Genomic DNA, 11,521 nt, shown 5'->3' with positions numbered 1-11,521 from the left:
AGTCCGGTGGCGATGGCAGAGAGGTCACACCTGTTCCCATGCCGAACACAGAAGTTAAGCTCTCTAGCGCCGATGGTAATTGGGGTGTTTCCCCTGTGAGAGTAGGACGCGGCCGGGCAATCAAAGGCTACTAGATATAATGTCTAGTAGCCTTTTCTTTGTTTTAGAAGATTAAGATATATAAATTGATGAAATAAGGTGAAATCATATCATATTGAACTAAAATGTGGTATTTTCAATGTGAGTGATTGGTTATGCTAGAGGTATAACTTAGGAGGAATTACATATGACTCGTGAAGATGAAAATAAACCTGTCCAATACGACGCTTTAATTGAAGATATAGACCGAAAGGGTTCTGGTAAAGCAGTAGTTTGGAGAACAAACGAATTAGGCAATCCTAAAAAACTTAAATTAGTTGTGCCACAAAGTATACCTGGCGAAACAGTTAAGGTAGATGTAGTTTATCCAACAAAAAGGTGGAGTAAAGCACATATTCAGGAAATTATTGACCCAAGTAATGAAAGGACCATTGCACCTTGTCCACATTTTGATATATGTGGAGGATGTGTATGGCAACACTGGGAGTATTCGGGTCAATTAAATCATAAAACAGATTATGTTAAAAAGGCGATTGAGGAACAAGGATTTGACCCTAACTTAGTCGAAGATACGATTGGCATGGATCGTCCTTGGGATTATAGAAATAAAATGGAATTTACTTTTTCACCTGAAGGCGACATGGGAATGCATGAACAAGGAAACTTCAGAAATGTATTCGATTTAGAAACTTGTTTGATTGCTGGTGATGACATGGTCAATGCATCTTTAGAAGTTTCTAAGTGGGCAAAAGATCATGAACTTAAAGGATACGAAAAAGAAGAGCATATTGGTTTATTAAGACATCTTATGGTTCGTCAGTCATTTACAACTGGTGAAATCATGCTAGCATTAATTGCGACTGAACCACCTACAGATGAATTAAAAGATGCTGTAGATGACTTAGTTCGTCGCATTGAAAAGTTTTCTAAAGTAAAAAGCCTATTATGGCTGAAAAATACTCTATGGGCAGACCGTGTAGATGCAGAAGACATATACGTTTTATCGGGTAGAGATTATATTCATGATGAGATATTTGGATATAGCTATCGTTTATGGTACGATACGTTTTTTCAAACCAATCCAACTCAAGCTGAGAAATTAATTGAACTGGCATTAGAAATTGGGAACCCACAAGACCACGAGACAATGATTGATTTATTCTGTGGAGTGGGAACATTCTCTTTACCGTTCGCGAGCCGAGTCAAAAAATTAGCCGGAGTTGAGATCGTGGAAAGCTCGATAGAATCAGCGAAGCGAAATGCGGTTGAAAATGGTTTAGAAAACACTTATTTTCTCGCTAATAATGCACGTGAAGGTATTGATCAGGTACTAGAAAAGTTTGGACAGCCCGACATCCTATTACTTGACCCACCTCGGTCAGGTGCAGGTGGTAAAGTTATGCGACGTATTGGTCGTTCTAAGCCTAAGCGCATTGTTTATGTTTCGTGTAACCCAAGTTCATTCGCAGAAGATGTAGCTGAGCTTAAACAATTTAATTATGAACTCATATCTGTGCAGCCGGTGGATTTATTCCCTCATACAGTACATGTGGAATTAGTTGCAAAAATAGAGTTAAAAGAAGAAGCAGAATCCTAATAAGGGATTCTGCTTTTATTTATGTGATGATTTATTAGCTGCATAAATTAGTTTTTGTTATCCTTACCTGAGTTAGACTCTTCAACAGGTAGAAATTCAAAAATTTCCCCACTTTCAATTGATTGGGCGAGTCGCTCCAACCAATGACAATAACTTCTGTACTCCCTAATTTGTTGTAAATCTTGTTCAGCTCGTTGTTTTATTTCTTCATTAGTTTCTTCATCCGTCAAAATTTCATTTAGTTGATCTTCAGCATAATTGATGGCGGAAAGGTTTAATTTAGCTTCCCTTTCCCACTTATCCCCAAAGAATTGAGAAAAGTAATGAAAGAAATTTTTCTCCGCCATAAATAAGTCCTTACGTGAACCTTTTTCCCAGACTTTCTTTACGATATTGATGTCTTGTAATTTTCTGACGGCGGTGCTCATACTCGGCTTACTCATACCAAGTTCATCTTTCATATCATCTAGAGTCTGGGGATTATGCTTGAAATACAAAGTTGCGTATAATCTACCGATAGATGGTGTGACACCGTATAAATCCATAGTTTCAGCGATAGAGTTAATGACTGCGCGTTCTGCATGGTTTAGCATTTCTTCTGATTTGTTTTGATTTTTATTTGTTTTTTCTTCCAATACAATCCCTCTTTTCTTACAATTCTTCGCGGAACTCAATTATTCAATTGATTAAATATGAATTTAACTACTTTAATATTTACTATAACGCATCTTGGATGAATGTCAAAAAATATTTAATAGGGAAAAGACCTCGGTTTACAAAAAAAATCCAATATGGTAATATTAAAATTGTTAAATACGTTAAAAAATAATTTAATAAAATTAATATAAGGAGGCAATACAATGAAACAAATGTTCATAAACGGAGCATGGACTGACGCACGCTCGGGAAAAACGAGGGACATTATTAACCCGTTTAATCAGGAAGTTATTGCTACAGTTGCTGATGGGGACGAAGAAGATACGAAATTAGCAATTGCTGCGGCACGAAAAGCTTTTGATCATAGTGAATGGAGATATACACCTGCGACAGAACGAGGTCAAAAAGTTCTCCAAATTGCACATTTAATTGAAAGAGATAAAGAAGAACTATCAAAGCTTGAATCACTTGATACCGGAAAAACAATCGAAGAAAGCCGTGCAGATATGGATGATATCGCAGGCGTTTTTCGTTACTTTGCCGGCTTAGCTGATAAAGATGGTGGAGAAATTATTGAATCTCCAATTCCAGATAGCCAAAGTAAAGTTGTACGTGAACCGGTTGGCGTTTGCGGCCAAATCACGCCATGGAATTATCCATTATTACAAGCAGCATGGAAAATTGCTCCCGCACTTGCGACCGGAAATACAATTGTAATGAAGCCAAGTGAGATTACACCATTAACTACAATTAAAGTAACAGAACTAATGGAAGAAGTAGGTTTTCCAAACGGTGTCGTTAACCTGGTTCTTGGTGAAGGTGCAACGGTTGGTAATGAGCTAGCTGTCAGTCACGATGTTGACCTTATTTCATTTACAGGCGGTATCGATACTGGGAAGAAAATAATGCAAAACGCAAGCAGTAATGTGAAAAAGATTGCGCTTGAACTTGGTGGTAAAAACCCAAATATCGTATTTGCGGATGCTGATTTTGAGACAGCTGTCGATCAGGCACTCAATGCTGTTTTCTTCCATGCTGGGCAAGTATGTTCAGCAGGAGCTCGTTTACTTGTTGAAGATTCTATTCATGACGAGTTTGTTGAAGCACTTGTTGAGCGTACGAAACGCATTAAATTAGGTAACGGATTTAATGAAGATACACAATCTGGTCCGTTAATTTCGGCTGATCATCGTGCAAAAGTAGAAGAGTACGTTGAGATTGGTAAAAAAGAAGGAGCAAAAGTTGTTGTTGGCGGTTCTCGTCCTGATGACCCTGAACTTCAAGATGGTTTCTTCTACTTACCAACAATCATGACTGATTGTCGTTCAGATATGCAAATCGTTCAGGAAGAAGTATTTGGTCCTGTTTTAACGGTCGAACGTTTTAAAGGCGAAGATGAAGCTGTGCGTCTTGCTAATGACACCATCTATGGTCTTGCCGGTGCAGTATGGACAACTGACGTTGATAAAGCGGAACGAGTGGCAGGTCAATTACGCATGGGTACCGTATGGATCAACGATTTCCACCCATATTTTGCACAAGCTCCCTGGGGTGGCTTTAAACAATCTGGTATCGGACGTGAGCTAGGTAAACCTGGATTAGAAGAATACACAGAAACAAAACATGTTTATCGCAACCTTAAGCCTGAGCCAATAAATTGGTTCAAGTAAATTATTAAAACTAGAGACTATTAATTAAATTGATATTACTGAAAGAGTGAGTTTTTGATGAATGTTTCCAATAACCCTTCATTAAAAATTCAAGGAGGTCTGTATGATGAGTGAAAGATACGATTATGTAATCATTGGTGGCGGTAGCTCGGGTTCAGTACTCGGCAACCGCCTAAGTGAAGATGGAAAATATAGCGTTCTAATTCTAGAAGCAGGACGTAGTGACTTTGCATGGGATTTATTGATTCAAATGCCAGCAGCGTTACCGTTCCCATCCGGGAAAAGCTTATATGACTGGAAATACGAATCAGACCCTGAACCTTATATGAATGGACGACGCATTAAACATGCCCGGGGAAAGGTGCTTGGAGGTTCAAGTTCAATCAACGGTATGATTTACCAACGCGGAAATCCAAAGGACTATGAACGTTGGGGATCAGATAATGGTATGGAAACATGGGATTTTGCTCATTGTCTTCCGTATTTCAAACGTTTGGAAAATGCTTTAGCAGCAGACCCAGATGATGAATATCGTGGTCACGATGGACCTCTGAAATTAGAACGTGGGCCAGCGAAGAACCCTTTATTCCAAGCTTTCTTTGATGCAGCTGTTGAGGCTGGTTATACCCGTACACCTGATGTTAACGGCTATCGTCAAGAAGGGTTTGGCCCGTTTGATAAGCATGTGTACAAAGGTAGAAGATTCTCAGCTTCACGTGCTTATTTACATCCGATTAAACATCGTAAGAACCTTACTATTAAAACACGTGCGTTCGTTACAAGCATTGATATCAAAGGTGATCGAGCTGAAGGCGTGACATACCAACGTAATGGGAAGACGCATCATGTTACTGCAGGTGAAGTCGTACTTGCCGGCGGTGCGATCAACACGCCACAGTTACTTCAATTATCAGGAGTGGGTGATGCTGAACATTTACGCTCAGTAGGTGTTGAGCCGAAAGTTGATCTTCCTGGTGTAGGTGAAAACCTTCAGGACCACCTTGAAACATATATCCAATACGCTTGTCCAAAACCGGTTTCTGAACAACCGAACTTAAAGTTAACGCGTATGCCTTGGATCGGTTTACAATGGTTACTTGGTCGTAAAGGTCCAGCAGCAACTAATCATTTCGAAGGTGGAGGTTTTGTTCGTTCGAACGAAGATGTGGATTATCCTAACCTAATGTTCCACTTCCTACCGGTAGCGGTACGTTACGATGGACAAAAAGCAGACACGGATCATGGATTCCAGGTACACGTTGGACCTATGTACTCCGATGCTCGTGGGTCATTAAAGATTCGTTCGAATAACCCTAAAGAGCATCCAAGCATGGTCTATAATTATCTTTCGACTGAGCAGGATCGTCGTGAGTGGGTAGAAGCCGTACGAGTTTCTAGAGAAATTATGGCTCAACCAGCCATGGCACCTTACAATTCAGGAGAGATTTCTCCAGGATCGTCTGTACAAACAGATGAGGAGATCTTAGATTGGGTGGCAAAAGATGCAGAGACTGCACTTCACCCATCTTGCACCGCTAAAATGGGTCCTGCTTCAGACCCAATGGCAGTTGTCGATCCAGAAACGATGAAAGTTCATGGCCTAGACAATGTACGAGTAGTTGATGCATCAGCAATGCCGTATGTCACTAACGGTAATATCCATGCACCAGTGTTAATGCTTGCAGAGAAAGCGGCAGACTTAATTCTAGGACGTAAACCACTGGAACCACTTAATATTGACTATTACCGTCATGGAGTGGACCCAGCAGACGCAGGAACAGTTACTAGTTAAGGACAATAAGAGCTCATTCTAAATGTATTACCCCCTTTTTTAAAATATATTTATAATCGAGTAAGTAGTTCAGTTTTGAAGTACAAAAGCGTAATTTGTACTCTTAACTGAACTACTTTTTTATTTGAACTAGTAGTCTAGAATTTAGAACTAATTGTAAAAAATGAAAGGTAATTGGAATGCATATGGTGAAGTTAAGAAAAGAGTTGTTAAATGCATGATTAAAAAAAGGTGGGATATTTTGAAACGAATAATAACCTTCTCTACAATATTCTGTTTTTCTTTAATTCTATCTAGTTGTAATAAGGAACCGTTAATAACTGAAGAGTATTCAATCATGCAAGTATATATTGAAGGTCAAATAGTTCTTGAAACAGAAAATAAAGAAAATATTGGTGAAGTGATCAAGAAAATTAATACTGAATCCCGAGAAACAACACACGAAATGTCGCTACCTGATCCAATTGGGAAAATTGTATTTAAAAATAACAAACAAAATTTAACTGCTTATCTATATGGGAGTGGTAACGTAACGGTTGATGTTTACATTGTAGATACAGGGTTTGAATTTTAATGATATTAAGCTATTAAGGCATAGAGTTGATCAACAAAAAGGAGAAAAAATATATGAGTAAACTAGAGTTTAAAAAATTGAATGGTGAACTAACGGAACTAGTTAAATTATACACAAGTCATCAATGGTACTATCATTCAAATCCCCAACCTTCTAGAGAGGAAATAATAAACCGATACAACTCTGGATGGTATGAAAGTGATAAAGAGTCATTTTGGGTGGAAGAAAACGGAGAAAAGATTGGGTTAATAATTATAAGTGATATATCCGATACAATACCGTTGCTTTACGACATTAGATTAGTGAATAAAGTGCGAGGCAAGAGGTATGGGGAAATTTGTGTGAAGTGGGCTGCCGATTATATTTTTAAAAGCTCAGAAGAAAAGATTAGGATAGAATCTTATACAAGATATGATAATCTACCTATGAGAAAAGTGTTTTATAAATGTAACTTTCAAAAAGAAGGCTATTTAAGGAATTCTTGGGAAAATGACGATGGCTCAGTGAAAGATTCGCTTGTTTATGCAATTATTAGAGAAGATTGGGAAAAAGACAAAAAGACTCCAATTAAAATAGATGATTTCCCATATTAAACTGACAATGTATGCCAAGAGTTAATGAAAAGGCGCGAAACCTCATTGTCGTCTCACCAAAGGAAGATATATGGTTTTCCAACAATATAATTTTTGGAGGGTTTTATGGATAATTTGAAAGTGATTAATTTAGATAACGTATCACTCCAGCTTAAAGAGGAGCATAACTTTGACTGGCTAAAATTAATGGGAGAAGTGTTCTGCGTTTTCGATGAACAAGATTCAGGAAACATTTGTTTCGGTATTGAAAAAGATGGAAAGAAACGATTCGTGAAATATGCGGGTGCAAAAACTAAAGCTTACTCAGGTCAACCAGAAGGTGCAGTTGAAACGTTAAAGAAATCGGTTGCTATTTATAAAGATCTGCAACATAATCATTTAACAAAATTGCTAGACCATTTCGAGGTTGAGCAAGGATATGCATTAGTTTTTGAGTGGTTTGATGGTGAATGTTTACATCCACATTGGTCATTTCCTCCACCACATAAATATACCAATCCTAATTCACCCTATTTTCAGTTTAAACAGTTACCAATTGAACAACGTTTAGAAGCCTTTAAGAAGATTCTGGAATTTCATGTACATGTTGAAAAGGAAGATTATGTAGCAGTCGACTTCTATGACGGTAGTATTTTATACAACTTTGAAAATGATGTAACAAAAATCTGTGACATTGATTTATATAAGAAAAAGCCATTTATGAATAAAATGGGAAGACTTTGGGGATCAAAAAGATTTATGTCACCAGAAGAATTTGAATTTGGTGCATCTATTGATGAGAGGACAAATGTATTTAACATGGGAGCAATTGCATTTAGTTTATTAGGTGGAGAACTTGACCGTTCATTATCCAAGTGGGATGCAAGCAAGGAACTTTATGAAGTAGCACTGAAGGCAGTTAGAACTGAAAGAAATGAAAGGTATTCCACTGTTGAAGAGTTATACATAGCTTGGAATTCAGCAATAAAAGTATTTTGAAATAGAAGAAGGTGAATAGAGATGGAAGTATATTCCCATGAACCTTATGATTATGATTGTCCATTTTGTAGAGTGGTTTCAGGGGTTGAAGTGCCTAATCAAGGCACAAAACAAAGAGACATTATTTATAAAAATGATTATGTAACAGCCTTTATTGCGAGTAAATGGTGGGAAAATAATAAAGGGCACGTTTTAGTTATTCCTAATAAACACTTTGAAAACATATATGAGCTGCCAGTAGATTATGCCGCTGAAATACATCGAGCAGCTCAATTAGTTGCCCTTGCAATGAAAGATACATATGGTTGTGATGGAATTTCAACACGACAGCATAATGAACCAGCTGGTAACCAGGATGTTTGGCATTATCACCTCCATGTTTATCCAAGATACGAAAATGATAAACTTTATCTTACTAAGGGTTATCTAACAAGTCCTGAACAACGACCATTATATGCAGATAAATTACGACAGTGGATTGATAAGAACATTTAGTGTTTCTTTTTACGTCAATGGCGGATTAGAGTGAACAGGGAAGTTCTGTTTAATCCGTCTATATGGTACATTAACAGCAAGGGGGAAATACTTTGAAAAAAATTTTATACATAATTATGATATCTGTGTTTATCTTGGTGGGGTGTAGTGAGACATCAGGTTCCAAGGATTTTGTAGATTATGAAAAAGAAAAAGTTGTTAACTCATTAAATGATTTGTCGTTTGATCCAGAAATCCCCAAACTACTTCCATTTGAACCAACAGAAACTGAGATAGACATGAGGGGTATTGGAGGAGTGGAGAATAGTTTTATAATAGTTACATTTATGAGTGAAAATCAAGGTGAGATTACCTTTCAAGCAGGATTAGGGATTAATGCAATAGATTTTACAGAAGAGAAGGTAACAATATCGGAGAACTTAAAAGGAAAGTACGGAGTAAACGATACAACCAAGATATTAAAGTGGGATAAAAATGATATTTACTATGAACTGTTAGTCGATAGCGATTCTATTTCAAGAAATGAAGTCCTTGAAATAGCCAAAAGTTTATATAAAGTTAATTAGTCTACCTTTCTTTAATAAACGGGAACAAAAAGAGTAAAAGTAATTGTAATATCGATCGTGAGTTTTTATTTTATAATATAGTTTTTTAGTAGGTGACACAATTGAGCGAAAAGGATAAACAATTAAATGAATTTACTCAAATCCACGATGATTTTATTTTGGATTGGAACAAAGCAATGATTTCAGGTGATACTTCAGCTTTAGAAAGAATGTCTGATGATTATTATGTAACTTTTTTTAAAGGTGTAAATGAAAAACCAATTATATTCAATAGAGAAGAGGCTCTAAGGGGAATGCAACAGTCTGTTATGCAGTTATTAGGAGCGAAGAAGCATTTCAATAATAGGGTTATTCGTTTAAGAAATAATCATAATGCTGTAGTATTTTATGAACAATTGATAGAAAAAGATGAAAAAGAAATAGCGCGTTTATTTACTATTGAAAATTGGCAATATTCTAATGGAAAATGGTTGCTAATCAGAGAAGTTGAAGAGCAAATTACATAGTGTTTGTTGAATAACACAAATCATGACTTTTGTTTCTAATAGCGAAAGCCAAAATTAGGATAGTAATAAAAAAATCTTTTATGACAATGATTTAGTCAGTGCATCAAGGGAGGCTACATCGATGATGAGAAAAGAATTTTTTATGAATTTCTACAAAAAAGATGAGCATGAACCTGAGAGTGAAGAAATAGGTGTGAAGCTTGACGGTTTTGTACTACCTCTTAAAGACGGTGAAAAAATTGGCCATAATGAATTCTTAAATAAATTTCTAGATTTCTTAGAGGCTGAGGGCTGGTCATATACTGGTGGTAGTGTTCAAATAGATTTTGATGGAAATGCGATAGAAGATATTGATGATTAAAAAAAGCTAGTCTCTCATTATTAGAGAGGCTAGCTTCTTTATTAATCAATAATTATTTTACCCATTCATTAACTAAGTCTTGGTTTTCTTCGATCCATTTCTTAGCACCATCCATTGGTTCTTCGGCACTTTCTACATAATCGATCAGTTGACCAATTTGCTTGTCATTCATTTTCCAATTCTTAAACCATTTGCTTACTTTTGGATAATCTTCTTCAAATCCTTGTCTTGTAGCATGGTGAATTTTCTCTACACCACCGAAAGTTTCTTTCGGATCTTCTAAGAATTTGATGTCATATTTTGAGAATACCCAGTGTGGGCTCCATAGTGGTGCCACGATTGGTTCTTTATTCTGAATTGCCTTATCAATCTCAGCTAACATCGCAGGCTCTGAGCTTGGTAGTAGTTCGAAATCAAGGTTATAATCTTTAATTAATTGTTCAGTTACTTCCATCGTACCTGCGCCAGGATCAAATCCGATAATCTCTCCATTAAACATTTCTTTATGTTCATTTAAGTCTTCTACACTATTAACTTCTTCTACATATTCAGGAACAATAAGTCCTACTTTTGCGTTATCATACCAAGTAGCGTCTGAGAAATTAACAGTATCTTTATATTTTTTTAAGTAGTTGGCATCTTGAACTGGTAACCAAATTTCTAGACTTGCATCCAAATCGCCACTCTCTAAGGCTTTCATAGTAGTACCCATGTTTAAAGATCTTAACGTTACGTTATAGCCTTTTTCTTCTAAGATTGCTTTCCACATATTTGTTACTGCGATATTTTCAGCCCAGTTAATTTGACCAATCGTTAATTCTTCATCATTTACTTCTGTTTCTTCTGATGATTGTTCTTGTGATTGATCACTGTTCGTTCCTTCTTCATCGCTGCCACATGCTGAAAGAACAGCAAAAACTAATAGTGCTAAAACTAAACTAAGTCCTTTTTTCCAATTATGCATTGCTGAAAAACTCCCTTTTTGTATTTTTATAGTATTTTAAAATATTCCAAACGTTAAATGTGTTTAGAAATATTTTAACGAAAATGCTAAACAAAAACTTATCTCTTATTTTAAGAGATAAGTCATGCATTCAGATAATGGATAGTTTTAAACTACCCTCAATAGAATAAATGATGACTTTCATCCCAATTGATCTTGTTGATAGAACCAACCAATGATTGAAATTTTAAATCACAATTATTGATTATAGTATACTTTTGTCTCTTCAACAACTTCGGGTACGTGGAAGCATTTATGGGCGACACATAAAGACGTTTAAAAATTCTATGTGAATTTTGTTAAATATTTTTTAAACATTCTTTATAACTTTTATGTTAACGTACTCAGATTTAATGTCAAGGGACCTACATGATTTTTGTTAATTCTAAAAACGATATGGCTGTTTGGAAGGTTATTATTTCAAAGTATCCAAGGTAAAGAGGCTGGGACAAAACCCAGTAACATAAAAAATCGTGGGGCTCCATCGTAATGATGAGACCCACGATTTATTTAATATTTATTATTTTTACATAAACAAAAAGGACCCTCTTTGATAGAATTAAAGTAACCACACCATAATCCCAAAGGAGGATCCTTATGTTTAAAGATTATAACATGAATCAAGTGGTT

12 protein-coding genes and 1 rRNA gene are annotated in these 11,521 nt (G+C 36.2%); 11 read left to right on the top strand and 2 right to left on the bottom strand.

What is annotated here, in order from left to right; genetic code table 11:
* Nucleotides 1-2: 2 nt before the first annotated feature.
* A 5S ribosomal RNA gene (rrf, locus tag E3U55_RS16765) occupies nt 3-118 on the top strand.
* Between the two features lie 168 nt (nt 119-286).
* Nucleotides 287-1,696, top strand: a complete 1,410-nt coding sequence (rlmD, locus tag E3U55_RS16760) for a 23S rRNA (uracil(1939)-C(5))-methyltransferase RlmD (protein ID WP_134341633.1) — start codon at nt 287-289, stop codon at nt 1,694-1,696.
* 47 nt (nt 1,697-1,743) lie between these two features.
* Here rlmD and cudC read toward each other — a convergent pair whose 3' ends face one another.
* Complete coding sequence (cudC, locus tag E3U55_RS16755) at nt 1,744-2,289, bottom strand: choline uptake/conversion transcriptional regulator CudC (RefSeq protein WP_134341634.1); 546 nt, start codon at nt 2,287-2,289, stop codon at nt 1,744-1,746.
* A gap of 267 nt (nt 2,290-2,556) precedes the next feature.
* On the opposite strand from cudC, the gene betB reads away from it, so the two are divergent.
* The 9 genes from betB (at nt 2,557) to E3U55_RS16710 (ending at nt 9,888) form a co-directional block, all read left to right on the top strand.
* Entirely contained in the window at nt 2,557-4,023 is a 1,467-nt protein-coding gene (gene betB / locus E3U55_RS16750) for a betaine-aldehyde dehydrogenase (RefSeq protein WP_134341632.1), read from the top strand.
* 106 nt (nt 4,024-4,129) lie between these two features.
* A complete protein-coding gene (betA, locus tag E3U55_RS16745; RefSeq protein ID WP_134341631.1) occupies nt 4,130-5,815 on the top strand; it encodes a choline dehydrogenase in 1,686 nt (561 codons plus the stop codon).
* Between the two features lie 241 nt (nt 5,816-6,056).
* A complete protein-coding gene (locus E3U55_RS16740; RefSeq protein ID WP_134341630.1) occupies nt 6,057-6,389 on the top strand; it encodes a hypothetical protein in 333 nt (110 codons plus the stop codon).
* Between the two features lie 53 nt (nt 6,390-6,442).
* The gene (locus tag E3U55_RS16735; RefSeq protein ID WP_134341629.1) at nt 6,443-6,982 is read left to right on the top strand and encodes a GNAT family N-acetyltransferase; all 540 of its coding nucleotides are present in this window, start codon (nt 6,443-6,445) and stop codon (nt 6,980-6,982) included.
* Between the two features lie 105 nt (nt 6,983-7,087).
* On the top strand, nt 7,088-7,960 hold the full coding sequence (locus E3U55_RS16730; protein WP_134341628.1) for a protein kinase domain-containing protein: 873 nt from the start codon (nt 7,088-7,090) through the stop codon (nt 7,958-7,960).
* Nucleotides 7,961-7,981: 21 nt separating this feature from the next.
* On the top strand, nt 7,982-8,455 hold the full coding sequence (locus tag E3U55_RS16725) for an HIT family protein (protein ID WP_134341627.1): 474 nt from the start codon (nt 7,982-7,984) through the stop codon (nt 8,453-8,455).
* A 92-nt stretch (nt 8,456-8,547) separates the two neighbouring features.
* On the top strand, nt 8,548-9,021 hold the full coding sequence (locus E3U55_RS16720; protein WP_134341626.1) for a DUF4367 domain-containing protein: 474 nt from the start codon (nt 8,548-8,550) through the stop codon (nt 9,019-9,021).
* A 101-nt stretch (nt 9,022-9,122) separates the two neighbouring features.
* Entirely contained in the window at nt 9,123-9,527 is a 405-nt protein-coding gene (locus E3U55_RS16715) for a hypothetical protein (protein WP_134341625.1), read from the top strand.
* A gap of 121 nt (nt 9,528-9,648) precedes the next feature.
* A complete protein-coding gene (locus tag E3U55_RS16710) occupies nt 9,649-9,888 on the top strand; it encodes a hypothetical protein (protein WP_134341624.1) in 240 nt (79 codons plus the stop codon).
* A 52-nt stretch (nt 9,889-9,940) separates the two neighbouring features.
* Here E3U55_RS16710 and E3U55_RS16705 read toward each other — a convergent pair whose 3' ends face one another.
* On the bottom strand, nt 9,941-10,852 hold the full coding sequence (locus E3U55_RS16705) for a glycine betaine ABC transporter substrate-binding protein (RefSeq protein WP_134341623.1): 912 nt from the start codon (nt 10,850-10,852) through the stop codon (nt 9,941-9,943).
* Between the last annotated feature and the right edge of the window lie 669 nt (nt 10,853-11,521).

The sequence above is a fragment of the Filobacillus milosensis genome (assembly GCF_004402015.1).
In the GTDB taxonomy this organism is placed as follows: domain Bacteria; phylum Bacillota; class Bacilli; order Bacillales; family Alkalibacillaceae; genus Filobacillus; species Filobacillus milosensis.
Note: the sequence above shows the minus strand (reverse complement) of the source record. Positions and strands in the feature narration are given on the sequence as shown.